The 22,654-nt window shown below is 74.4% G+C and carries 18 protein-coding genes; 9 read left to right on the top strand and 9 right to left on the bottom strand.

Annotation, left to right across the window (positions count from 1 at the left end; translation table 11 throughout):
* Positions 1 to 260 precede the first annotated feature (260 nt).
* Positions 261 to 2,300, top strand: a complete 2,040-nt coding sequence (locus tag O4U47_RS07870; RefSeq protein WP_270676969.1) for a copper-translocating P-type ATPase — start codon at positions 261 to 263, stop codon at positions 2,298 to 2,300.
* Here the strand turns inward: O4U47_RS07870 and O4U47_RS07865 are convergent.
* Positions 2,265 to 2,495 (bottom strand): hypothetical protein, encoded by a 231-nt coding sequence (locus O4U47_RS07865; RefSeq protein ID WP_270676968.1) that lies wholly within the window; start codon positions 2,493 to 2,495, stop codon positions 2,265 to 2,267. The two genes, O4U47_RS07870 and O4U47_RS07865, sit on opposite strands and share 36 nt — an antisense overlap.
* A gap of 22 nt (positions 2,496 to 2,517) precedes the next feature.
* Positions 2,518 to 3,207, bottom strand: coding sequence for a sirohydrochlorin chelatase (locus O4U47_RS07860; protein WP_270676967.1), 690 nt, complete (start codon positions 3,205 to 3,207; stop codon positions 2,518 to 2,520).
* A gap of 720 nt (positions 3,208 to 3,927) precedes the next feature.
* On the opposite strand from O4U47_RS07860, the gene O4U47_RS07855 reads away from it, so the two are divergent.
* The 3 genes from O4U47_RS07855 to O4U47_RS07845 all read left to right on the top strand — a co-directional run bounded on the left by O4U47_RS07855 (position 3,928) and on the right by O4U47_RS07845 (position 6,463).
* Complete coding sequence (locus tag O4U47_RS07855; RefSeq protein ID WP_270676966.1) at positions 3,928 to 4,734, top strand: nucleotidyltransferase domain-containing protein; 807 nt, start codon at positions 3,928 to 3,930, stop codon at positions 4,732 to 4,734.
* 50 nt (positions 4,735 to 4,784) lie between these two features.
* Complete coding sequence (def, locus tag O4U47_RS07850) at positions 4,785 to 5,342, top strand: peptide deformylase (protein ID WP_270676965.1); 558 nt, start codon at positions 4,785 to 4,787, stop codon at positions 5,340 to 5,342.
* A gap of 125 nt (positions 5,343 to 5,467) precedes the next feature.
* Entirely contained in the window at positions 5,468 to 6,463 is a 996-nt protein-coding gene (locus O4U47_RS07845) for a coiled-coil domain-containing protein (RefSeq protein WP_270676964.1), read from the top strand.
* Between the two features lie 52 nt (positions 6,464 to 6,515).
* Here the strand turns inward: O4U47_RS07845 and O4U47_RS07840 are convergent, their stop codons facing one another.
* The 3 genes from O4U47_RS07840 to O4U47_RS07830 all read right to left on the bottom strand — a co-directional run bounded on the left by O4U47_RS07840 (position 6,516) and on the right by O4U47_RS07830 (position 9,625).
* Positions 6,516 to 7,724, bottom strand: coding sequence for an MFS transporter (locus O4U47_RS07840; RefSeq protein WP_270676963.1), 1,209 nt, complete (start codon positions 7,722 to 7,724; stop codon positions 6,516 to 6,518).
* A gap of 13 nt (positions 7,725 to 7,737) precedes the next feature.
* Positions 7,738 to 8,544 carry an alpha/beta hydrolase family protein gene (locus tag O4U47_RS07835; RefSeq protein WP_270676962.1) on the bottom strand — a complete coding sequence of 269 codons (807 nt, stop codon included), beginning with the start codon at positions 8,542 to 8,544 and terminating at the stop codon, positions 7,738 to 7,740.
* Between the two features lie 97 nt (positions 8,545 to 8,641).
* A complete protein-coding gene (locus O4U47_RS07830) occupies positions 8,642 to 9,625 on the bottom strand; it encodes a CPBP family intramembrane glutamic endopeptidase (RefSeq protein ID WP_270676961.1) in 984 nt (327 codons plus the stop codon).
* Positions 9,626 to 9,819: 194 nt separating this feature from the next.
* On the opposite strand from O4U47_RS07830, the gene O4U47_RS07825 reads away from it, so the two are divergent.
* Positions 9,820 to 11,991, top strand: coding sequence for an elongation factor G-like protein EF-G2 (locus O4U47_RS07825; RefSeq protein ID WP_270676960.1), 2,172 nt, complete (start codon positions 9,820 to 9,822; stop codon positions 11,989 to 11,991).
* A 78-nt stretch (positions 11,992 to 12,069) separates the two neighbouring features.
* On the opposite strand, the gene O4U47_RS07820 is transcribed toward O4U47_RS07825, so the two are convergent.
* Positions 12,070 to 12,672, bottom strand: a complete 603-nt coding sequence (locus tag O4U47_RS07820) for an SdpI family protein (RefSeq protein ID WP_270676959.1) — start codon at positions 12,670 to 12,672, stop codon at positions 12,070 to 12,072.
* Positions 12,673 to 13,228: 556 nt separating this feature from the next.
* Between O4U47_RS07820 and O4U47_RS07815 the strand changes: the two genes are divergently transcribed.
* Both O4U47_RS07815 and O4U47_RS07810 read left to right on the top strand, forming a co-directional pair.
* Positions 13,229 to 13,708 carry a TIGR03618 family F420-dependent PPOX class oxidoreductase gene (locus tag O4U47_RS07815; RefSeq protein ID WP_270676958.1) on the top strand — a complete coding sequence of 160 codons (480 nt, stop codon included), beginning with the start codon at positions 13,229 to 13,231 and terminating at the stop codon, positions 13,706 to 13,708.
* A 75-nt stretch (positions 13,709 to 13,783) separates the two neighbouring features.
* Positions 13,784 to 14,521, top strand: a complete 738-nt coding sequence (locus tag O4U47_RS07810; RefSeq protein WP_270676957.1) for an SDR family oxidoreductase — start codon at positions 13,784 to 13,786, stop codon at positions 14,519 to 14,521.
* Positions 14,522 to 14,557: 36 nt separating this feature from the next.
* Here O4U47_RS07810 and O4U47_RS07805 read toward each other — a convergent pair whose 3' ends face one another.
* Both O4U47_RS07805 and O4U47_RS07800 read right to left on the bottom strand, forming a co-directional pair.
* Positions 14,558 to 15,358 (bottom strand): M48 family metallopeptidase, encoded by an 801-nt coding sequence (locus tag O4U47_RS07805; RefSeq protein ID WP_270676956.1) that lies wholly within the window; start codon positions 15,356 to 15,358, stop codon positions 14,558 to 14,560.
* 82 nt (positions 15,359 to 15,440) lie between these two features.
* On the bottom strand, positions 15,441 to 17,330 hold the full coding sequence (locus tag O4U47_RS07800) for an amidohydrolase (RefSeq protein ID WP_270676955.1): 1,890 nt from the start codon (positions 17,328 to 17,330) through the stop codon (positions 15,441 to 15,443).
* A gap of 462 nt (positions 17,331 to 17,792) precedes the next feature.
* Between O4U47_RS07800 and O4U47_RS07795 the strand changes: the two genes are divergently transcribed.
* Complete coding sequence (locus tag O4U47_RS07795; RefSeq protein ID WP_270676954.1) at positions 17,793 to 18,920, top strand: acyltransferase family protein; 1,128 nt, start codon at positions 17,793 to 17,795, stop codon at positions 18,918 to 18,920.
* 113 nt (positions 18,921 to 19,033) lie between these two features.
* Here the strand turns inward: O4U47_RS07795 and O4U47_RS07790 are convergent, their stop codons facing one another.
* Positions 19,034 to 20,035 carry a CDP-alcohol phosphatidyltransferase family protein gene (locus tag O4U47_RS07790; protein WP_270676953.1) on the bottom strand — a complete coding sequence of 334 codons (1,002 nt, stop codon included), beginning with the start codon at positions 20,033 to 20,035 and terminating at the stop codon, positions 19,034 to 19,036.
* 241 nt (positions 20,036 to 20,276) lie between these two features.
* Here O4U47_RS07790 and O4U47_RS07785 point away from each other — a divergent pair, with 241 nt between their 5' ends.
* The gene (locus O4U47_RS07785; protein WP_270676952.1) at positions 20,277 to 21,716 is read left to right on the top strand and encodes a GuaB1 family IMP dehydrogenase-related protein; all 1,440 of its coding nucleotides are present in this window, start codon (positions 20,277 to 20,279) and stop codon (positions 21,714 to 21,716) included.
* Positions 21,717 to 22,654 lie beyond the last annotated feature (938 nt).

Here is a 22,654-nt window from a genome sequence, read left to right as displayed (position 1 = left end):
GATCGGTACGCCCCGTGGTCCGGGTTTGATGTCGCCCCCTTGCCGACGCCGCGATGACCGTGGAACCGCCCCCGTGCCGGACGGCGTCGCGGGACTCCTACCCACCGCGCTCCGCGTTCTATACCCCCCGCCCCCATGCGGCGCGCCGCTTTCCCGGAGCCCCGGCGACCCGCCGCCCCGCACCCTTGACATACCAATACCCCCTAGGGGTATAAAAGGAAGACGGACAGCCCGACGACGACACCCCATGGAGGCGGATCATGGCGGCCGACCACGCGGAGCACGCCCACCACGAAGGACACGGGGGCCAAGGCGGCCACGAAGGGCACGGCGGGCACGGGGACCACGCCGCGGTCTTCCGCGACCGGTTCTGGCTGAGCCTGGCCCTGTCGGTCCCCGTCGTCTTCACCAGCCACATGGTCGCCGGATGGCTCGGCTACACCGTGCCCTCCCCGCTGGCCTGGGTCCCCCCGCTGCTGGGCACCGCCGTCTACCTCTACGGCGGCCGGCCCTTCCTCAGCGGCGCCGTCTCCGAGCTGCGCTCCCTGCGCCCGGGGATGATGACGCTCGTCGCCATGGCGATCACCGTCGCCTTCGGCTCCAGCCTGCTCTCCTCCCTGGGCGCCGTCGGCCCGCAGCTCGACTTCTGGTGGGAGCTGGTGCTGCTGGTGGTCATCATGCTGCTCGGCCACTGGCTGGAGATGCGGGCGCTGGGGCAGGCCTCGGGGGCCCTGGAGGCCCTGGCCGAGCTGCTGCCCGACACCGCCGAGCGGATCGGCCCCGACGGCGCGGTCGAAGAGGCGCCCGTCTCCGACCTGCGGGCCGGGGACACCGTGCTGGTGCGCTCGGGCGGCCGGGTCCCCGCCGACGGCACCGTCGCCGAGGGCGGCGCCGCCATGGACGAGTCGATGATCACCGGCGAGTCGCGCACCGTGCGCCGCGGCCCCGGCGCGTCCGTCGTCGCCGGGACGGTGGCCACCGACTCGGCGATCCGGGTGCGGGTGGACGCGGTCGGCGACGACACCGCCCTGGCCGGGATCCAGCGGCTGGTCTCCGAGGCCCAGGAGTCGCGTTCGCGCGCCCAGGCGCTGGCCGACCGCGCCGCGGCCCTGCTGTTCTGGTTCGCCCTGGGCGCCGGGATCATCACCGCGGTGGTGTGGTCGCTGCTGGGCGCCCCCTCCGACGCGGTCACCCGGACCGTGACGGTGCTGGTCATCGCCTGCCCCCACGCCCTGGGGCTGGCCATCCCGCTGGTGATCGCCATCTCCACGGCCAAGTCGGCCCGCGCCGGGATCCTCGTCAAGGACCGGCTGGCGCTGGAGCGGACGCGGCAGGTGGACACGGTGCTGTTCGACAAGACCGGCACGCTGACCAAGGGCCGCCCGGCGGTCGCCGGCACCGCGGCGGCGCCCGGGCGCACCGAGGAGGAGGTGCTGGCCCTGGCCGGGGCGGCCGAGGCCGACTCCGAGCACCCGCTGGCCAAGGCCATCGTGCGGGCCGCCGGGGAGCGCGGCGGGATGCCGCGGGCCGAGGGCTTCCGCTCCGAGACCGGGCGCGGCGTACACGCCACCGTCGAGGGCACCGAGGTGTCGGTGGGCGGCCCGGGGATGCTCGCCGACCGCGACCTGACCGAGCCCGCGGCGCTGGCCCAGCAGACGCGCGACTGGCGGTCCGCCGGTTCGACGGTGCTGCACGTGATCACCGACGGGGAGATCGCCGGGGCGCTCGCGCTGGCCGACGAGGTGCGGCCGGAGTCCGCCGAGGCCGTGCGGGACCTGCACGCCCGCGGGGTGCGGGTGGCCATGGTGACCGGGGACGCGCGCAACGTCGCCGACGCGGTCGCCTCCCGGCTGGGCGTGGACGAGGTCTTCGCCGAGGTCCGCCCGGACGACAAGGACTCGGTGGTGCGGGACCTGCAGGGCCGCGGGCACACCGTGGCGATGGTCGGCGACGGGGTGAACGACGCCCCGGCCCTGGCCCGCGCGGACGTGGGCGTGGCCATCGGGGCCGGGACGGACGTGGCGATCGAGTCGGCCGGGGTGGTACTGGCCTCCGACGACCCGCGCGGGGTGCTGTCGGTGCGGACGCTCTCCGAGGCGAGCTACCGGAAGATGGTGCAGAACCTGGTCTGGGCGGCCGGGTACAACGTGGTGGCGGTGCCGCTGGCGGCCGGGGTGCTCGCCCCTGTCGGCTTCGTGCTCCCGCCGGCGGTGGGCGCGGTGCTGATGAGCCTGTCCACCATCGTGGTGGCGCTCAACGCCCAGCTACTGCGGCGGGTACCCCTGCGGCCCGGGGCCTGACGGACCGGGTCCCGGCGGGCCGGGAGGCGGCCCCTGGCCGGGCCCCTGCTGCGGAGGCGGCGGGGGTCCGTACGGCTGCTGCGGCCCGGCCGGGGACTTGCGGGCCCCGACCACGACCGCCACCACGATTCCGACCACGACCAGCACGACGACCAGCACGATCGCGAGGACAATGAGAATGGAGACGCCCATCATGCGGGTCAACCTACCGGACCGCTCAGACCGCCAGGCGCGCGGTGGCGGCCCGGTGCTGGGCCAGCAGGGTGTCGACGACGTTGTCGGAGGGCCACAGCGGCGGCGTGACCACCGCGTCCAGCGCCCGCAGCCGGTCGAAGTCGGCATCGGCCACCAGCCTCCAGGCGGCGACCGCCACCCGGCCGGCGGCGGCGGAGCGCAGCCGCTCGACCGCGTCGGCCACGGTCGGCGCCCAGGCGGTCACGTACCCGACCTGCACCGGCGCGCGCAGGCGACGGCTGAGCATCCGCGCGACCTCGGCGACGGCCTGGCGCTCCTCGGCGGACTCGCCGCCGTCGGCGGCCAGCACCACCCCGTCGCCGGGCTCCCAGCCGCGGTCGGAGAGCCGCCCGGCCAGGTCGGCGACGATGGAGGGCACGGCGCCCAGCGGCGCGGTGGCGCACACCCCGCCCTCGGTGTCCGGCCCACCGCCCAGGTCGAGCGAGGCGTACAGCCCGGCGCTGTCCACGCAGCCCCCGGCGACGTAGGCGGGGACCACGACCTTGGGCCCGGTGACGGCGTCCAGTTCGCGCTGCACCTCCTTCCGGGAGCCGAACGCGGGCACCACCGGTGCCTCGCCGCGCCCCGCGACGGCGTCGGCGAGGCCGTACAGGGAGCGCGCGCGGTGGGCGTCGTGCGAGTCGTCGGCCACGAGGACCATCGTGGGGACCATTACCGCCTCCTTTTCGATCGCCATGGCGCCGGCCCGTCGCCCGAATGCTAGGGTCCGGCGGTTTCGCTCCGGTGACCAGGTGTTACGCGCGCGATAACGCGCGGCGCGAGGGCGCGCGGCGGCCCGGGCCGGGGCAGGCGACGGACGGACGATAGCCCGGATCGCACGTTTCTCCGAATGGGAATTCACGCCTTCCTCTCCACTCGCCCCAGAGCACGTCAGACGCGCGCACGCCGCGGACACCGGAACCATGAAGGCTACTCCGGAACGCCGATCCGACAAGCTCTCCAGAGAAGAACCCGTAACGCGCGGCGCACGACTGCAGGGGATCATCAGGGAAATCTTGAATACCCATGGGAACGCGCGCGACAAACCTTTAAAAAGACTTTCCACGACTATCCGCATGGCGAAACGGAAAATGAACGTGCATTGGGCCGTGCACCGGCGCGTCCGGGCGGGTCGCGGCCGAATTTCCCATCTGCAATCCCGCGAATGCTGCCTGTAGCATGTCCGCGAGCGGCTCGTCAAGGGGGAGCGCACCACCTTGTCTCCACAGCCGCACACCTCCTGACGTGGGGAGACAGGACGCTGATGCGGCGCGATCACTTGCCATCGCCGCCCGCGCCGCTCAGACTTGGTGCCGTGACGTGGAGGGACGCGGCACGCCCCCTCCGCACGGCCGCCCCTCCCCCGCCCCGAGCAGATCTGGAGTGCCCCGCAATGATCCACCCGCGTGTGCAGGCGCTGGCCGATGAGTTCCTGCGGAACGCGGACGCCGAGGCGCCCGGGCTGGTCCGCGGGCTCTACCTGACCGGGTCGGTGGCGCTCGGGGACTTTCGGCCGCACACCAGCGACGTGGACTTCGTGGTCGTCACCGACCAGGCGCCCACCCCGGACGAGCGGGCCGCGCTGCGCCGCGCCCACGGGGCCACCCGGGCCCGCGTGCACCGCCCGCAGTTCAACGGCGTCCACCTCACCTGGGACGACCTGACCCGCGACCCGGCCGCCTGCGGCCCGGTCCCGGCCGTGGTCGGCGGCCGGTTCCGCTCCGCCACCCGGGCCGAGGTCAACCCGGTCACCTGGCACGTGCTCGCCGAGCGCGGGGTGGCCGTGCGCGGACCGGCGCCGGTGGAGCTGGCCGTGTGCGACCAGACCGGCAGCCTGCGCGCCTGGTCCCTGGGCAACCTGGAGGAGCAGTGGCGCCGCTGGCGCGCCAAGGCCGGGCGGCTGCTCACCCCGCGCGGCCTGGCCGCACTGGGGTCGCTGGCCCCGTCGTGGAGCGTGCTGAGCGTCTCGCGGCTGCACTTCACCCTGCGCACCAGCGAGATCACGTCCAAGTCCGGCGCCGGGGCGTACGCCCTGCACGCCTTCCCGGAACGCTGGCACAAGATCGTCAACGAGTGCCTCCGCGTGCGGCGCGGCAGCGAGCTGCCCCCGCTGTTCGAGAACGCGCTGGAGCGCCGCCGCGCCGCCCTGGACTACATCGAGATGGTCCTCGACGACGCCCTGGAGCCCTCGGCCGCCTGAGACCGCCCGTTCCCGGACCTCCCGTCCCTCCGGGGCAATAGGCTTGGGGCATGAGCAAGCGCCCCATCGTCCGCTTCGGCGACCCCGTCCTCGTCTCCCCGACCGCCCCGGTCACACGGTTCGACGACCACACCCGCAAGCTGGTCGGCGACCTGCTGGACACCGTGGACGAACCCGGGCACGCCGGGGTGGCCGCGCCGCAGATCGGCGTGGGGCTGCGGGTGTTCAGCTACCGCGTGGACGGCAGGACCGGCTACGTGATCAACCCCGAGATCACGGAGCTGTCCGAGGAGGTCCAGGACGACGAGGAGGGCTGCCTCTCGGTGCCGGGCCTGTGGTTCCCCACACGCCGGGCGATGCACGCCACCGTGCGCGGAGTGGACCTGCGCAACGAGCCGGTGGAGGTGAGCGGGTCGGGGCTGATGGCGCGCGCCCTGCAGCACGAGACCGACCACCTCGACGGGATCGTCTACCTGGACCGGCTGGACAAGGAGGCCCGGCGGCAGGCCTTGCGCGAGGTGCGCCGCTCGGACTGGTTCCTCCCCGCTGAGGCCCCCGCCCCCTCCGCGCTCCCGAGCGCCTTCGGCGGCACCGGACCGGCCCACTAGGCGGATAACGACGGGATCACGTATGGTGTGGCGCAGCATCGCGCGGCCCCCTGGCCTCAGCCGCCCCTCCCGCTGAGCGCCCCGGTGGGGCCGGACGCAGCCCCTCCCCGACGGAGATCCCTGAAGTGAGAATCCATAGACGCTCGACCCGTGTCCGCGCGGGCGCCACGATCATCGGCGCCGCCGCCTCGGCAGCCCTCCTGCTGACGGCCCCCTCGGCCTACGCCGACGACGACGAGCCCAGCCTGGACGAGCTCAACGCCGAGGCCGAGGGCCTGGAGGAGGAGCTCGACGGCGAACTCGTCGTCTACGACGAGGCCAAGGCCGAGGCCGAGAAGGCCCAGAAGCTGCTGGAGAAGGTCGAGGAGCAGTACGAGACGGCCCGCGGGAACGTCACCGAGCTCGCCGCCGCCCAGTACAAGGGCAGCGGGATCGACCCCGCCATGGAGGTCGTGCTCAGCGGCGACCCCGAGCAGACCCTCGGCAAGGCCGCCATGGCCGGGCAGGTGTCGCACAACAACGGCGAGCGGCTGCTGGCCCTCACCGACTCCAAGGCCGAGCTCGAGGAGGCCTCCGAGCAGGCGGACGCCGAGTTCGACGAGGCCAAGGAGATCGTCGACGAGCTCAAGGACAAGAAGGACGAGATCAAGGAGCGCATCGAGCGCTACGAGGCCGAACAGGTCCCCGAGCCGCCCGAGGAGGGCGGCTCCGGCGGCGGTGGCGGCACCGGCGGCGGGCCGGTCCCCGAGCGCCTGAAGGGCTGGGGCTTCGACGGCGCCACCCCGCGCATGGCGGCGATCCGCGACGAGATCATCGCCAACTTCTCCCTCCCCTACGAGGTGGGGTGCGTGCGCAACAGCGCCGACGACCACGGCACCGGCCAGGCGTGCGACTTCATGATGAGCGCGGGCGGGTCCATGCCGAGCGGGCAGAACCAGCAGATCGGGCAGAACGTCGCCGACTACGCCAAGAGCAACGCGGACCGGCTGGGCGTGAAGTACATCATCTGGGAGCAGCGCATCTGGGACTCCCGCAACCCGGGCGCCGGGTGGAAGCAGATGGAGGACCGCGGCAGCCCCACCCAGAACCACTACGACCACGTGCACATCTCGTCGTTCTGAGGCCCGTGGCCGGCCCTCGGCCCTCCCCGCGCACCGCGCGGGGAGGGCCTTCTCACGCGCGGGGCCGGGCGGTGAGCGCGGCGGCGGGCACGGCGGCCAGCACCACCGCCGCGGCGCCGAGGAAGGCCGGGCCGTACCCGGCGGCGCCGAACGCCCAGCCGAGGGCGACGGCGCCGACGCCGGTGCCGCCGTCGAAGCCGATGTTCCACGCGGCGCTGGCGGTGCCGTAGGAGCTGGGCCCACCGCGCCGGAACATGACGGTGATGGTGTCGTTCTGCGCCGCGCCGAACCCGGCGCCGAAGAGCGTCGCACCGGCCACGGCGATCCAGGCGGCGGCACCGTCGGGGGCCGGGCTCCACAGCGCCCACCCGGTGAGGGCGGCGCCGGCGGCGGAGGCGGCCATCCCCGGCACCAGCAGGGCCGGGCGCCCCCAGCGGTCGCTGGCCGCCCCGGCGGCCCAGCGCAGCACCACCGACCCGGCCCCGTATCCCAGCAGCGCCGCCGCGGCCGCCCAGGGCAGGCGCTCCAAGGGGATGGACAGGAAGGTGAGGAACCCGGCGGCCGCGGCCGCGGCGGCGAGCATCAGCGCCAGCGGCACCGCCATCGCCGCGGCCTGCTCCCGGCGCGGGGGCGCGGGCGCGGCCGGCGCGGCGGCCCCTCCCCCGGCCACGCGGCCCGGGCCGATGAAGGCCGAGGCGGCGGCGCCCAGCAGCGGCAGCAGGGTCGCGGTCCAGAAGGCGGGGGCGAAGCCGACCTGGAGGGCGACGCCGACGCCGGTGGAGAGGAAGACCACATTGGGCACGCCGACCGCCAGCCCGTAGTACCCGGCGGCGCGGCCGATCTCGCGCGGCTCCACCAGCCGCGCCGACAGGGCGGCCCCGGCCACGCTGAACAGGCCGAACCCGGCGCCGCGCACGGCGCTGACCGCGAGCACCGGGCCCAGGTCGCCGCTGAGCAGCAGCAGCGGCGTGGGCAGGGCGATGAGCAGGGCGCCGACCGGGAAGGTCCACCGGTAGCCCCCGGCCCGGCCCAGCAGCCAGGGCATGAAGAGCTGGACGGCGACGGTGGCCCCCATGAACACCGCGGTGGCGGCCCCCGCCCCGGCCTCGGAGGCGCCGTGCCGCACCGCCCACAGCGGGACGAGGGGCAGCATCAGGACGTAGCCGGTGAAGCTGGCGACCGTGGCGGCCATCAGCAGCCGGAAGGGCCGTCCGCGCAGGCCGGTGCGCGCCCCTCCGGGGGCCGCGGCGAGGGAATTCATCCGATGATGGTACTCATCCGTGCACGCGCGGGGCCGGTGCGGGGACCCGGTTGGCCGCGATCCAGTCGGCGACGCGCTGCGCGCGCTCGGAGGTCATCGCGCGCTCGGCGTGGCCCATCCCCCGCTCGATCCACAGCTCGCCGCCGCCGTCGGCGGCCTCGTGCAGGCGCCGGGCGTGCTCCAGGGGGAAGTACGCGTCGGCGTCGCCGTGCACCACCAGGAGCGGCGCCGGGGCCACGTGCGCGGCCATCTCGGTGGGGTCGGGCGGGACCGGGTCCCAGTGCCGGTCGGTCACCCGCACCCGCCGGGCCGCCCGCAGGAAGAAGCGTCCGGCGGTGCGCTCGACCCCGAAGTGCAGCAGCCGCATCCGCCGCGAGCCCCGGTAGTACCAGCGGCTCGGGCCGCTGACCGACACGGCGGCGCCGACGCCCCCGTGCAGGCCCGCGTGCCGCACCACCACGGCCGCGCCCATGGAGAAGCCGACGGTGGCGATGTCGGTGTACCCCAGGCCGCGCAGGTGGGCGACGGCGGCCTCCAGGTCGCGGACCTCCTCGTTGCCCACGGTGGACAGGCCGCCGGAGCCGTAGTGCCCGCGGAAGTCGAAGAGCAGCACGTCCCCGGCGGCCAGCAGGCGCTGGGCGATCATCCGGGTGTCGGGGCTGCGCCAGGTCCCGGTGAAGCCGTTGGCGACCACGACGGCGGCCGTGCGGCCGGGGGCGCCGCGCAGCAGGACCGTGTCGATGGGCACGCCGTCGGACGCGGTGAGCATGCGGCGTTCGGGCAGGTTCAGGAAGGCGGTTCGCAGCGGTGCGTCGGTCACCCCACCATCGTGCCCGACCGGTCCGGGGATCGGCGGTCGTGGGTGCCTGTGTCCCGGGGGGGGGGGGGAGGGCGTGCCCCACCGGCGCCGGGGGAGGCTAGCGGGGCGGCCACCCGCCGTCGCCGGGGCGGTAGGGCGGTGCCTGCGGCCCCTGGGGTCCTGGCGGCGGGCCCGGCATCGGCGCGGGCGGCGGGCCCGGCATCGGCGCGGGCGGCGTCGCAGGCCCAGGGGCGTGGTAGGGCTCGTGATACCGCTCACGCCCTTCCGGCTCGTACGGCTCCTCCTCGGGAGCGGCGCCGGCGGGCCCCTTCCTTCCGCGGTGCCCGCCGCGGCGGCCCGCGTGGCGCCTGCCGCGCCCGGTGAACAGCAGCGACCGGGCCTCCACGGCGACGTGCAGCAGGATCGGGAAGAGCAGGCTCCCGGTCCCCAGGTACAGCACCGTCAGCAGGGCCCCCAGCACGCCCGGGCCCACCAGGCCCCACCACCCCTGGTACAGGTGGGCCAGCGCGAAGAGCGCGCACGACAGCACGGCGGCCGCCCAGACCGGCAGGCCGACGGAGACGCCGAGCACCGTGAGGAGGCCGCGGTAGAGCAGCTCCTCGCACACGCCCGCGGTGACGGCCAGAGCGGCGGCCATGCGCCGCTCCCCGCGGGTCTGCGGGGCCAGGCCCGCGATGACGTCGCCGCCCGGCTCGGGCGACGGGGCCAGGGCGGGCCCGGGGCGCCCGCTCCGGGAGGCCCGGGAGAGCACCCAGATCACCGCCAGCGCCAGGGCGAATCCCAGCCCGGCAGCCACCAGCGGTCCCCACGCCGAGGGGGCGCGCAGGCCCAGGTCGCCCCAGGCCACCCCGGGGGACAGCAGGACGGCGGCGGCGATGACGCCCGCCCAGGCCCACTGGATCCCGAGGGTCAGCCCGTAGAAGCGGACGAGGGCGCGCGGGTCCCGCTCACGGGAGGCGGAGACCCTCCGGTAGGCGAAGCGGCCGAGCACGGGCTCGCCGACCGCCGCGTACACCAGCAGGACGACCGCCAGGACCGTCCCGGCGAGACTGAACTGAGGAATGCTCTCGGACCACGGCACGGAGCTCAGCCTAGGAGATGCGCGCCCCCGGGCGGCACATTCCGGAACTTTCCGCCCGTCTCCGCCCGTCCCCGTGCACACCCCGGCGACACCCCCGGTTCGACGCGCCGACACCCCCTTGTGATACGGGGCCGCTCGGGCGACGGTGGGAAGTGTCCTGGATCACACCCGATGGGCGAGAGAAGGCGGGAAGCATGGCGGACAAATCCGGACCGGCGACCACCGGCAGGGCACCCGAGGCCGACCGGCCCGCGGACATCCGCAACGTCGTGCTGGTCGGCCCGAGCGGGGCGGGCAAGACGACGCTGATGGAGGCCCTGCTGCACGCCGCCGGGGCGACCGACCGCCGCGGCCGGGTGGAGGACGGCACCACCGTCGGCGACCACGACGAGGCGGCGGTCCGGCAGAAGCGGTCGGTGGGGCTGAGCACCGCCCCGCTGTCGGCCGGCGGCCTGAAGATCACCCTGGTGGACACCCCCGGCTACGCCGACTTCCTCGGTGAGCTGCGGGCGGGGCTGCGCGCCGCCGACGCCGCCCTGTTCACCCTCTCGGCCCTGGACGGGGTGGACCCGCGCACCCGGCTGCTGTGGGAGGAGTGCGCCGCCGCCGGGATGCCGCGCGCGGTCGCCCTGACCCGGGTCGACCACCCGCGCGCCGACGTGGCCGCCACCGTCGAGGCGTTCCGCAGCGAGCTGGGCGCCGGGGTGACCCCCGCCTACCTGCCCGTCTACACCGGCGAGGGCGACGACCGCACGCTGACCGGCCTGGTGGGGCTGCTGTCCCGGCGGTACTTCGACTACGGGCCCGACGCGCCGCGCCCGGGCGCGGTCGGCGGCCCGATCCCCGGGCACGTCGCCGAGCGCGCGGAGGAGCTGCGCAACGGGCTCATCGAGGAGGTCATCCAGGAGAGCGAGGACGAGGTCCTCATGGAGGCCTACATGGAGGGCGGCGAGCTCGACCCGGACCGCCTGGTCGCCTCGCTGGAGACGGCGGTGGCGCGCGGCGGGCTGCACCCGGTGCTGCCGGTCTCGCCGGTGCACGGGCCGGGCGTGGCCGAGCTGCTGGAGGAGCTGCCCAAGTCGACGCCCTCGCCCGTCGAGCGCCCCGTGCCCGAGACGGAGGACCCGTCGGGGCGCCCGGTGGAGGGCCTGGAGTGCGACCCCGGCGGGCCGCTGCTCGCGCAGGTGCTGCAGACCGTCAGCGACCCCTATGTGGGCCACGTCAGCCTGGTGCGGGTGTTCTCCGGGACGCTCCGCCCGGACGAGTCGGTGCACGTGTCCGGCCGCAGCCCCGAGGACCGCGGCCGCCCCGACCGGGACGCCGAGGAGCGGGTGGGCGCGCTGTCGGTGCCGATGGGGCGGCGGCTGCTCCCGGCGGGCAAGGCGGTGGCGGGCGACATCTGCGCGGTGGCGAAGCTGTCGGCGGCCGAGACCGGGGACACGCTCTCGGGGCGGGACCGCCCGATGACGGTGCGGCCCTGGTCGTTCCCGGAGCCGCTGCTGCCGGTGGCGCTGCGCGCGGCCGCCAAGTCCGACGAGGACCGGCTGGCGCAGGCGGTGGCGAAGCTGTCCGCCGAGGACGCCTCGCTCAAGGTGGAGGTGAACGCCGAGACCCGGCAGATGGTGCTGTGGTGCACCGGCGAGGCGCACCTGGACGTGGCCCTGGACCGGCTGAGGTCCCGGTACGGGGTGGAGGTGGAGACCGGCGAGGTGCGCATCCCGCTGCGGGAGACCTTCACCGTCCCGGCGCAGGGGCTGGGGCGCAACGTCAAGCAGAGCGGAGGGCACGGCGAGTACGGCATCTGCCGGATCACGGTGGAGCCGCTGCCGTCGGGGGCGGGCCTGGAGTTCGTCGACAAGATCGTCGGCGGGGTGGTGCCGCGCCAGTTCATCCCGTCGGTGGAGAAGGGCGTGCGGGCGCAGATGGAGAGCGGGGGGCGCACCGGGTTCCCGCTGGTGGACCTGCGGGTGACGCTCTACGACGGCAAGGCGCACTCGGTGGACTCCTCCGACATGGCGTTCCAGAAGGCGGGGCGGCTGGCGCTGCGGGACGCGGCCGAGCACGGCGACACCGCCATGCTGGAGCCGGTGGACGAGCTGTCGGTGCTGGTGGACGACGCCTACGTGGGCGCGGTGATGAGCGACCTGGCGGCGCGGCGCGGCCGGGTGGTGGGCACCGAGCCGGTGGAGGGCGGCCGGACCCTGGTCAAGGCGGAGGTGCCGGAGCTGGAGACGGTGCGCTACGCGGTCGACCTGCGGTCGGTGGCGCACGGCACCGGGTCGTTCAGCCGCCGCTACCTGCGCCACGAACCGCTCCCGGCGAACCTGGCCCGCAAGTTCCGCGAGGAGGTCGCGGCGGAGGGCTGAGGGGCCGCGGCGGGCGGACGCCGGGAGCGCCGCGCTTCCCACCGCCCGCCCCGTCCCCTCGGCGCGGCCCTGCGTGCGCTACCCGCGCACCGCCATCGCCGTCCGCACGGCCATCGCGGCGAAAGGTGCCGATGTCGCCGCTACGACCGCGACCGCCACCGTCGCGAACAGGGCGGCCCGCCCCTGGACGACGGCTGGGAGCACGGGAGCCGAAACCGTGAGCAGCGTGCCCGTGGCCACCATGACCCGTCCTCCAAGCACGTGCGACCTCTTCCATTCTTCGCAGATCCGCACCGGCACCAGGGCTCCCGACACCCGCATCCCGTCCGCGATGAGCGGCAGGGCGAGCCCGGTCGCCCCGAGGACCGCACCGCACAGGGCCGCCGCAACCGGTCCCACCGCGATTTCGGTCCCGGTCCCCACCGCGATCACGACCGCATGCACCGCCAGGAAGATCAGCGATAGAAGCGCCAGGACCGCATCGAGGCCCGCGGCGCGCCGGGAGTCGGCGCCTGCGAACCCTCCGCCGGTACGGCGCTCGATCACCTGCCCCAGCGGGGCCGCCGCCACCACCGATGCGGACACGAGCAGGTGGAGGGACGGGAGAAGGGCGACGGGGATCCAGCGCGGCGCCTGGGTCTCCGGGATCCTCCCCCAGGCCGCCCAGCTCACCGCGGCCATCGCCACGAGGCCGGCGGCCGCGCAGGCCGCACCGGCGCATGGAAACCGGAGACCGGGTCCGGAAGACTCCCGCATCGCTCTCCCCCTCGATCGTGCCCCGTGCCGCCCGGCTGCGCTCCGGGGGCCAGGGGCCGAACATTAGAAGCGCGCGTGACCAGGGCACATCCTCCCGGAGTCACGATCACGGCCACCGTTCCGCCCCGCACGGCATGTCCGCGGTGACATGACGGAGGTCATGACCGCCTGCTCCGGCGTGCTGTCCGGTCACGGCCACGACCAAAGCGGGGCGCGGCGCGTCACATCTTCATGGAGGCGCCTTCATCCCTGAGCGATCGACCCCAGCGAAAGCCGAGGGCAACCATGTCCATCTGCCCCGCCACCGCGCCCGACAACGAGACACCGCGCAGGTTCCCGGGCCAGGAGGGCCCATCGCGGGCCCCCAACCCGTGACCCGCCGCGACTGAGCCCGCGACGGGGCGGCGGCCGCCGCCCCGTCCGCGCGGCGGATCCGCGCCCGAGCCGGAATTCCCGCCCGGAAGCCGGTGTTGGCGTGGCCATGAGTGATCGCCCGACCCCCCGGTCCCTGTCCGACGACGAGCTGTCCGACCTCCTGTCGGGGCAGCGGTTCGGCACGCTCGCGACCGTCAAGCGGAGCGGGCACCCGCACCTGTCGACCATGGTCTACACCTGGGACCCCGAGGCGCGGATGGTGCGCTTCTCCACCACCGCCGACCGGCTGAAGGTCCGCCACATCACGGCCGACCCCCGGGCCGCACTGCACGTCCTGGGCGGGGACGTGTGGACGTTCGCGGTCGCCGAGGGCGACGCCGAGCCGTCGGACACGACCCGCACCCCCGGTGACGCCGTCGGCAGGGAGCTGCTCGCGATGGTCCCCGAAGAGGAGCGCCCCGAGGGAGAGCAGGCCTTCCTGGAACGGCTGGTGGCCGAGCGCCGCCTGGTGATCCGCCTGCCGGTGGCGCGCCTGTACGGGACGGCCCTGGACATCGGCGCCCCGGTCCTCGAACCCCTGCGGTGACCCCCGTCGTCGGCCTCGACACCAGGGGCGGGGCGGTGGTTGTCACACCCTCGGGTTCCGCCTTGTCCTGAGGGCATGGAGACGATTCTCATCACCGGTGGTACGGGGACACTCGGCAAGGCGGTCGTGCGGCGGCTTCTCGCTCCGGGGCGGGAGGTGCGGGTCCTGAGCCGACGGCCCGGCCCCTCCGGGGACGCGGAGAGGTACGTCGGCGACCTTCGGACCGGGGCCGGGGTCGCCGAGGCCGTGTCCGGTGCCGACACCATCGTCCACTGCGCCACCACGCTGGGCCGTGACGACGTGCGCACCACGCGGCTCCTGGCCGAGGCCGCCCGCCGCGGGGGCGCCAAGCCGCACCTGCTCTACATCTCGATCGCGGGCATCGACGTGATCCCGCTGTCCTACTACCGCGCGAAGCTGGCGACCGAGCACGTGGTGAAGAACTCCGGCCTGCCCTGGACCATCCTGCGCACCACCCAGTTCCACGACCTGATCGCCCGCTTCTTCTCCGCGCAGCGCGCGCTGCCGGTCACCGCGGTGCTCTCCGGCGTGCGGTTCCAGCCGGTCGACGTGCGAGTCGTAGCCGAGCGCATGGCCGACCTCGCCGAGGAAGGCGAATCCGGGCGCGTGCCCGACCTCGGCGGCCCCGAGATCCGCACCATGGCCGACCTCGCGCGCGCCTACCGCGCCCGCCCCGTGGTGTCAGTCCCGCTCCCCGGCACGACCATGCGCGGCTTCCGCGCCGGTGGCAACCTCGTCCCGGACAACGCCCTCGCCGGCCCCGCATTCGAGGACTTCCTGGCGGGAAGGTGACCCGGCCCGGGGCCGCCGCTCCCCCTCGGATCCCCCTCAGAACACCCGTCCGGGGCGGGAGCGGTCGGCCAGGGCCTGGAACCGCCAGGTGTTCACCGGGTGCGTGGACAGGAAGTTCACCAGCATCACGAACAGGCCGTTGTCCGTGTTCCCCCGGGCCGCGATGGCGTCGAAGTCGACGGACCCGTACAGGTACTTGCCCGCCGCCAGCACCCGCAGGCCGTACATGCCCTCCGGGCAGAACCGGTAGGCGTGGTTGTCCGCCGTGTACTCCTGCGCACGGTTCAGCGTCGCCCCGATGCCGGGGATCACGTTGGCCACCGAGACGCCGAACTGCCGCCAGAACGACCCGTGCCCCGCCGCGATGTGCCCGACCTCGTGGCCGATCACGAACCGCAGGGCGTCGGAGTCCGACAGGCGGCCCCCGATCTCGAACAGGTCACTGTGGACCGCCACGTACCGGCGGAACCCGTGCCCCGAGGCGAAGGCGTTGATCTGCCCGTTGCCCAGCACCACGTAGGCGTCGGGCACCTTGTCCATCCCGAACGCCTGCGCCGCCTCCCGCACCATCCGGTGCGCCTCGGGGAACTGGTCCTCGGTGATCTGCACCCCGTTCACGCGCTGCTTGGCGTAGAGCTGCCCGCGCGCGAAGAACACGAACGCCGGGATCGCCAGCAGCATCAGCGGCTCGCCGGTGTCACCCCCGAGCGCGCGCGTGATGGCACCGACCACCGCCAGCACCGTCACCGAGACGCACAACCCCAGGAGCATGTTCTCCCAGGGGTGCCGTAGTTCACGGGCGTGCCGCCGGTCCCCCCACAACCACCGCTTGGCCATGCCCCCATTCTGGGTGCGCGAGCCGCGCCCGCCCTGTGTCCGCGCGGATAGGCGGGGCAACCCGCAAGAAGCGTGAAAGGGGCTAGAAGCGCTGCGGCGGATCCTCGTAGCCGCCGTCACGGCCGTCACCGTCCTGCGGGTCCCGGTACGGGTCGGGCTCACGGTACGGGTCGCCCGTGGGCGGCGGTGCGTCGCCGAAGGGCTCACCGCTGGGCGGCGGCGCCGACACGGCCGGACCCGACGGCGGCGGAGCGGCGACCGGGGGCCCCTGCGGGGGCGGGGCGGCCATCGGCGGGCCCTGAGGCGGCGGGGCCTGCGGGACGCCCTGCGGCGGGGCACCGAACGGGTCGGCGTAGGGCTCGGCGTAGGGCTCCGCCGGGGGCGCGTACGGGTCCGGCGGGTAGCCCTCGGGCCCCGGCGGTGCGGGGGGGGGGGGGGGCGGGGTGGGCTCCGCCCCGAGGTCCCACTGCTCGTCGCCGCGGGGCGCGGGCTCGCCGGGCGCGGACTCGCCCATGGCGAGCAGCGCGTCCATGTCGGCCTGCTGAGTGGAGACCGGGGCCTCCTCCGCCGGCGCGGTGGGCGCCATCGGCGGCGCCATCGGCGGGGCGTCGGCGTACATCGGGGTCTGGGCCCCGGTCGGCGCCGCCTGGACGTCGGTCCCGTTCCCCAGGTAGGTCAGGGCCGCCACGGTGAGCGAGGCCAGCCCCGCGCGCAGCGTGGGCTCGCGGTCGGGCGCGAAGAAGGGCGAGTGGTTGCTGGGCAACGCCGACAGCTTCTCGTAGGGCGTCTGCCCCGGCGCCTGCTCCCACACGTCGTGCGGAGTGCCGCCGATGAACCAGAAGACGTACGGCACCGGCTGCGGGTCGCCCGGGAGCCCGAACTCGCCCACGTCCTCGCTGCCGGTGAACGGCTCGGGCATCTCCAGGACGTAGTCCTCGCCGAAGTAGGCGCGGTGGGCGGCCATCACCTCGGCGGTGTGCTCGGGGTCGTTGTCGGTGAGCTCGGCCCGCAGCGCGACCTCCACGTCGGGCTCGCGCGGGGCGCCGGAGGCGGCCGCCTCCGCCTTGGCGATGCGCCGGATCGCCTCGTGGAGCTGCTCGGCGACCGCGTCATTGAGCGCCCGGGTGTTGATCTCCAGGTAGGCCTCGTCCGGGATGATGTTGGCCCTGGTCCCGGCGCGCAGCACGCCGACGGTGGCCACGGCCATCTCCCCCGGGCTGATCTCCCGGGCCACCACGGTCTGCAGCCGGGTGACGATGTTGGCCGCGATGACCACCGGGTCGACCGTGGTGTGCGGCCGGGAGGCGTGCCCGCCGACCCCGTGCACCCGCACCCGCAGCACCGCGCCGGCGGCCAGGATGACCCCGGGCCGGTGGCTGACCATCCCGGCGGGCTGCGGCCCCACGTGCTGGCCGAGCACGACGTCCGGACGGCCGAAGCGGGTGTAGAGGCCGTCGCGGAGCATCCCGGCGGCGCCGTCCATGTGCTCCTCGGCGGGCTGGGCGACCACCATCAGGGTGCCGTGCCAGCGGTCCCGCGCCTGGGCCAGCAGGTCGGCGGCGCCGACCAGGCAGGCGGTGTGCACGTCGTGCCCGCAGGCGTGCATCACCGGCACGTCGGAGCCGTCGGTGTCGGTGCCCCGGGCGGTGCTGGCGTAGGGCAGCCCGGTCTTCTCCTCGACGGGCAGGGCGTCCATGTCGGCGCGCAGCATGACGGTGGGCCCGTCGCCGTTGCGCAGCAGTCCGACCACGCCCGTCCCGCCGACGCCGGTGTGCACCTCGTATCCGGCGGTGCGCAGCCATTCGGCGACGGCGCTGGCCGTGCGGAACTCCTGGTGGCTCAGCTCGGGGTTCTTGTGCAGGTCGACGTAGAAGCCCTCCACCGGGGGGAAGACCTCGTCGACGAGGCGCATGACGGCGCCGCCGTGCTGGGCGGCGCGGGTGGGTTCGACAGCCTGCGGCACGTGCTCCACCGCCTTCCGTTTCCGTGATCCGCGGACCGGCGGTGGACGGCACAGGTCACCGGCACCTCGCCCGCCCGCCGATTCTCTCGTCCGGCCCGGGGGAACTCAAACGCGGGGTCGGTTCCGCGGCCCGCCCCCGGGGCGCGCCGATCATGTGAGATCGCCCAGGTTCGGGTGCGGCCGGGGCGGCCGAGTGTTATCGTCACGTTATCGGCCGCCGGGAACAAGGTGCCTTCGCGGGCTCTTGCAGGCGGCCATGACCTGGAATTACTCTCCCCTGCACACGGCCGCGCACCCCCGGGTATGGCCGTTCCCGCCCCACGGCGGGTATGGTGCCTGCTCAGAGTTCTCCCAGGATTCTCAGCTTCACCGCCCGCGGCGTCCGGCCGCGCCGTGGAGCCCGGCCGCACCCCCCGCGCGGGCGGCCGTCCCGACGACTCCCACGCCCCGAGAAGGTGACCCGGAGACCCCGTGGCCTCGACGACCCGACTCCCCGACGAGACCCCAGCCCCGGCCGCCGCAGGCGGCACGGGCCCGGCGGCGCAGCGGCGCCCCGCACCGGCCAAGCGCGACGCCCTGCTGGACAACGCCAAGTTCCTGCTGATCGTGCTGGTCGTGGTGGGGCACGCGATCGAACCGACGACCGAGACGCGCATCGCCGAGGCCGTCTACTTCTGGGTCTATCTCTTCCACATGCCCGCGTTCGTGCTGATCAGCGGGTACCTGTCGAAGTCCCAGGACGGTTCGGGGCGGCGCATCGACAAGCTGCTGACCACGGTCGCCGCGCCCTACCTCATCTTCTGGGGCGTCTACGCGCTGCAGTCGCTGTCGGTCGACCGCAAGCTGCCCGACGGCCCGCTGGAGCCGCTCTGGCTGACCTGGTTCCTCGCGGCGCTGTTCGTGTGGCGGCTGACGGTGCCGCTGTGGAAGCGGATCCGCTACCCGATGGCGGTGGCGGTGGCCGTGTCGCTGGCCGGGGGCCTGGTGGCCACCGGCGACATCCTGGGCATGTCGCGCATCGTGAGCCTGCTGCCGTTCTTCGTGGCCGGACTGCTGATGGAGCAGCGCCACCTGGACCTGCTCACGTCGGGCTGGGTGCGGGCCTGGTCGGCGGGGGTCCTGGTGGTGACCGCCGCGATGAGCTACCTCTACCTGGAGCAGCTCAGCCGCGAGTGGATCTACTGGCGGGAGAGCCTGGCCGACCGGGACATGGAGCTGCTGCCGGTGGGCATCCCCGGCCGGATCCTGTTCATGGCGCTGGCGTTCTCGCTGACCATCGCGGTGCTGTCGCTGACCCCGCGGGCGAAGACGTGGTTCACCCGCTACGGCGCGCTGACCATGTACGCGTTCTTGCTGCACGGGCTGGTCATCCGGATCGCCGAAGGGTTCGGCTACTACGACTGGGCCAACGGGACGCTGGGCGGGCTCGGCGCGTTCGCCGCCACCGGCCTGCTGGGGCTGGGGCTGACGTTCGTGCTGATGTCGGCGTGGATGCGCAAGGCGACCGGCTGGCTGGTCGAACCGAAGCTCGACTGGGTCCTGCGGCGCGACCGTGAGGAACGGCCGACCCCGGCGCTGCCTCTCCCCGGGGGACGCTGAGGAGGAACACGGGGAAGGGGCGGGGCCGATCGGCCCCGCCCCTTCCTCACGTCCTCGTCTCAGGTCTCGTCTCAGGTCTCGTCTCAGGCCCTCTTTTCAGGCCCCCTCGCGCGTCAGGCCCGCCCCTGCAGCCGGGACAGCTCCCGGGTGAAGTCGCGGGTGGCCATCCACAGCTTGTAGACGATGGCGGACTCGAAGGCGAGCAGCCCCGCGCAGGACAGCACCGTCACCGGAACGATGAGCGTGGTGCCCGGCCACACCGCCGCGAGCACGGCGGTCAGCGGCGCCACCACGCACACGAACATCTCGAACTCGATGCCGCTGAACAGGTGCGGCCGCACGCGGCTGCGCAGCAGCCACCGCCGCAGGCGCTCGTACCAGCCCATCCGGTCGCTGAACCCGGCGTGCACGTCGACCACCCGCAGGCCCTCGGCCTTGGCGCGGGCGTAGACCTGCTCACGGTCCAGGGAGGGGTCCTCGCGCAGCGCCTCCTCCATGAAGACGACCCGCTCGGCGCCCTCCTCCCCCTCGGCCTCGGGGGCGGCGCCGACGGCGGGCTCGGTGCACTCCGGGTCGGCCACGGAGGCGTCGACCTCGCCCCCGGCGGCGGCCTCGCGCAGCTTCTCCCGCATGCTCTGCCGGGTCTTGGCGACCTGGGCGCCGTTCAGGTAGCGCAGCAGGTCGACGAAGACGGCGACCGGCGCCAGGATCAGGTAGACGGCCTGCCCGGTGACCGCCCACTGGCCGACGAGCAGCGCCATCATGCAGCCGAAGAAGCGGATACGGTCGAAGACGAAGTCGACCCAGGCGCCGAAGACCGACCCGGTCCCCTTCAGCCGTGCGATCTTGCCGTCCATGCAGTCGAGGACGAAGCTCAGGTGGAACAGTACCGCGCCGAGCACCAGCCACGGCCAGGACCCCATCGCGAAGGCCACCGCCGACCCCGCGCCCAGCACACCCGCGCCGAAGGTGATCTGGTTGGGGGTGATGGCCGTGCGGTTGGCGGTCCACACCACCAGGCGGGAGGCGAGCGGGTCCACCAGGAAGACGGTCCACCAGGCGTCGCGGCTCTTATAGGTCCGCTCGCGGACGTCGGCGAGGGTAAAGGTCGTCATCTCTTCTCCTGCGGGCCTCCCCCGGCGCCGCGTGTCGGCTCCGGCGGCGGTCCGTCCGCGGCGGAGGATTCCCCTGCGGGAGGGCGCCTGCGGGAGGGGAGGTCGGTTCGGGCCGGAAGATCATCCCAGACGCGGTGTCGGGTCTTCCAATCGGCGCGGTCATAATTGACAAGTAAGACGGGATTCGGCCGGGCAGTGACCCGACCGGTCGGCCCCGGACAGCATCGACCGAGGTAGTGGCGTGCGCTTTCTGAACGACCAGGTACCCCAGCATGACCTGACCTACAGCGACGTGTTCATGGTCCCCCGGCGGTCCGCGGTGGGCTCGCGGCTGGGCGTGGACCTGTCCACCGGCGACGGGACGGGGACGACGATCCCCATCGTAGTCGCGAACATGACCGCGGTCGCCGGGCGGCGGATGGCCGAGACGGTGGCCCGCCGCGGCGGCGTCACGGTGATCCCGCAGGACATCCCGATCGACGTGGTGACCGATGTGATCACCTGGACCAAGCGGCGCAACCTGGTCCATGACACCCCGATCACCCTGGGGCCGGCCGACACCATCGGCGACGCCCTCAACCTGCTGCCCAAGCGGGCGCACAACGCCGTCATCGTCATCGACGGCGACCGCCGCCCGCTGGGCGTGGTCACCGACGCCGACTGCGTCGGCCAGGACCGCTTCACCCAGCTGCACGAGGTGATGTCGGGGGACGTGCTCACGGTCCGCGAGGGGACCGAGCCCAAGGAGGCCTTCCAGACCCTGCACGACTTCCGGCACCGGCTGGCGCCGGTGGTGGACGCCGAGGGCGCCCTGGTGGGCGTGCTCACCCGCACCGGCGCGCTGCGCGCCACCCTGTACGACCCGGCCGTGGACCACGACGGCGACCTGCGGATCGCCGCGGCCGTGGGCATCAACGGCGACGTGGCCGGACGCGCGGCGGAGCTGTTGGAGGCCGGGGTGGACACCCTGGTCATCGACACCGCCCACGGCCACCAGGAGAAGATGCTCGCGGCGCTGCGCAAGGTGCGCGGGCTGAACCCGTCGGTGCCACTGGTGGCCGGGAACGTGGTCACCGCCGAGGGCACCCGGGACCTGGTCGAGGCCGGGGCCGACATCGTGAAGGTCGGCGTGGGGCCGGGCGCCATGTGCACCACGCGGATGATGACCGCGGTGGGGCGGCCGCAGTTCTCCGCGGTGCTGGAGTGCTCGCAGGCCGCCCGGGAGCTGGGCGCCCACGTGTGGGCGGACGGCGGGGTGCGCCACCCGCGCGACGTGGCGCTGGCCCTGGCGGCGGGCGCCTCGAACGTGATGATCGGGTCCTGGTTCGCCGGGACCTACGAGTCGCCGGGCGACGTGCTGCGCGACGCCCAGGGGCGCATGTACAAGGAGAGCTTCGGCATGGCGTCGGCGCGCGCGGTCCGGCTGCGCACCGCCGAGGACTCGGCCTTCGAGCGGGCCCGCAAGGCCCTGTTCGAGGAGGGCATCTCCTCGGGCCGGATGTACCTGGACCCGGAGCGCCCCAGCGTCGAGGACCTGATCGACGAGATCGTGGCCGGCGTGCGCAGCTCGATGACCTACGCGGGTGCGGCGAACCTGGAGGAGTTCGCCGAGCGCGCCACGGTGGGCGTGCAGAGCACGGCCGGTTTCACCGAGGGCAAGCCGGTCCCGACGAGCTGGTGACACGGGGAGCACCGGTAGCGCTTGGGGCCCCGGCGGCGCATCGCGCCGCCGGGGCCCGTCGTTTCGGGGCGGTGTCGTTGGAGCGACGACGGAGGTCGGCGGCTCGACCTGGTGCGTTGTCGGCCGTCTGGCGTGTGCGTGGTCGGGGTGGTTGGCGGCGACGGCGAGAGCGCGGCGGTTCCCCTGGCCTGCTTGCCGGGCGGCGCGCCCCTCGCGGTCCGGGGGGTCAGGCGGCTCGGCGGGTACCCCGCTGACGAGCCCCACCCGGGCGCCGGGTCGCCGGGGTGCGGGGTGGATGGCGGCGACGACGGAGGTCGGCGGCCCTACCTGCGGGTCAGTCGGCCGTCTGGCGTGTGCGTGGTCGGGGTGTTCGGCGGCGACGACGAAGGTCGGCGGCCCTACCTGCAGCGTTGTCGGCCGCCGGGTGGGTGCGTGGTCACCGTGATGGGCGGCGACGGCGAGAGCGCGGCGGTTCCCCTGGCCTGCTTGCCGGGCGGCGGGCCCCTCGCGGTCCGGGCGGGCGGCGGCTCGGCGGGTACCCCGCTGACAGGCCCCGGCCGTCCGCCGGGCCGCCGGGGTGCGGGGTGGATGGCGGCGACGACGGAGGTCAGCGCCCCTACCTACTGCTCAGTCGGCCGTCTGGCGTGTGCGTGGTCGCCGTGATGGGCGGCGACGGCAGAAGCGGGGCGGCTCCCCTGGCCTGCTTGCCGGGCGGCGGGTCCCTCGCGGTGCGGGCGGGGGCGGCTCGGCCGGTACCCCGCTGACAGGCCCCGGCCGTCCGCCGGGCCACCGGATGCCCTCCCCGCGTTGATCTCGACAAACGTGCTGCCAAAACCGCCGGAATGACAGCACTTCCGTCGAGATCATCGCGCGAGTGGCGAGGCGGTGGGCACCCTTGTCGATCTCGGGGAAGTCGGGGTTGAAACGGACATCATAAG

The organism is Nocardiopsis suaedae (genome assembly GCF_027706745.1).
Classification (GTDB): domain Bacteria; phylum Actinomycetota; class Actinomycetes; order Streptosporangiales; family Streptosporangiaceae; genus Nocardiopsis_A; species Nocardiopsis_A suaedae.
This window is presented reverse-complemented; position numbering and strand designations above follow the sequence as displayed.

What these genes read in the sequence shown, in the direction of transcription:
- O4U47_RS07855 (WP_270676966.1), top strand. Translation starts at nt 3,928, where the DNA reads ATGATCCACCCGCGTGTGCAGGCGCTGGCCGATGAGTTCCTGCGGAAC.
- O4U47_RS07860 (WP_270676967.1), bottom strand. Translation starts at nt 3,207, where the DNA reads ATGGTCCCCACGATGGTCCTCGTGGCCGACGACTCGCACGACGCCCAC.
- O4U47_RS07815 (WP_270676958.1), top strand. Translation starts at nt 13,229, where the DNA reads ATGAGTGATCGCCCGACCCCCCGGTCCCTGTCCGACGACGAGCTGTCC.
- def (WP_270676965.1), top strand. Translation starts at nt 4,785, where the DNA reads ATGAGCAAGCGCCCCATCGTCCGCTTCGGCGACCCCGTCCTCGTCTCC.
- O4U47_RS07825 (WP_270676960.1), top strand. Translation starts at nt 9,820, where the DNA reads ATGGCGGACAAATCCGGACCGGCGACCACCGGCAGGGCACCCGAGGCC.
- O4U47_RS07810 (WP_270676957.1), top strand. Translation starts at nt 13,784, where the DNA reads ATGGAGACGATTCTCATCACCGGTGGTACGGGGACACTCGGCAAGGCG.
- O4U47_RS07820 (WP_270676959.1), bottom strand. Translation starts at nt 12,672, where the DNA reads ATGGCCGCGGTGAGCTGGGCGGCCTGGGGGAGGATCCCGGAGACCCAG.
- O4U47_RS07870 (WP_270676969.1), top strand. Translation starts at nt 261, where the DNA reads ATGGCGGCCGACCACGCGGAGCACGCCCACCACGAAGGACACGGGGGC.
- O4U47_RS07790 (WP_270676953.1), bottom strand. Translation starts at nt 20,035, where the DNA reads ATGACGACCTTTACCCTCGCCGACGTCCGCGAGCGGACCTATAAGAGC.
- O4U47_RS07805 (WP_270676956.1), bottom strand. Translation starts at nt 15,358, where the DNA reads ATGGCCAAGCGGTGGTTGTGGGGGGACCGGCGGCACGCCCGTGAACTA.
- O4U47_RS07865 (WP_270676968.1), bottom strand. Translation starts at nt 2,495, where the DNA reads ATGATGGGCGTCTCCATTCTCATTGTCCTCGCGATCGTGCTGGTCGTC.
- O4U47_RS07840 (WP_270676963.1), bottom strand. Translation starts at nt 7,724, where the DNA reads ATGAATTCCCTCGCCGCGGCCCCCGGAGGGGCGCGCACCGGCCTGCGC.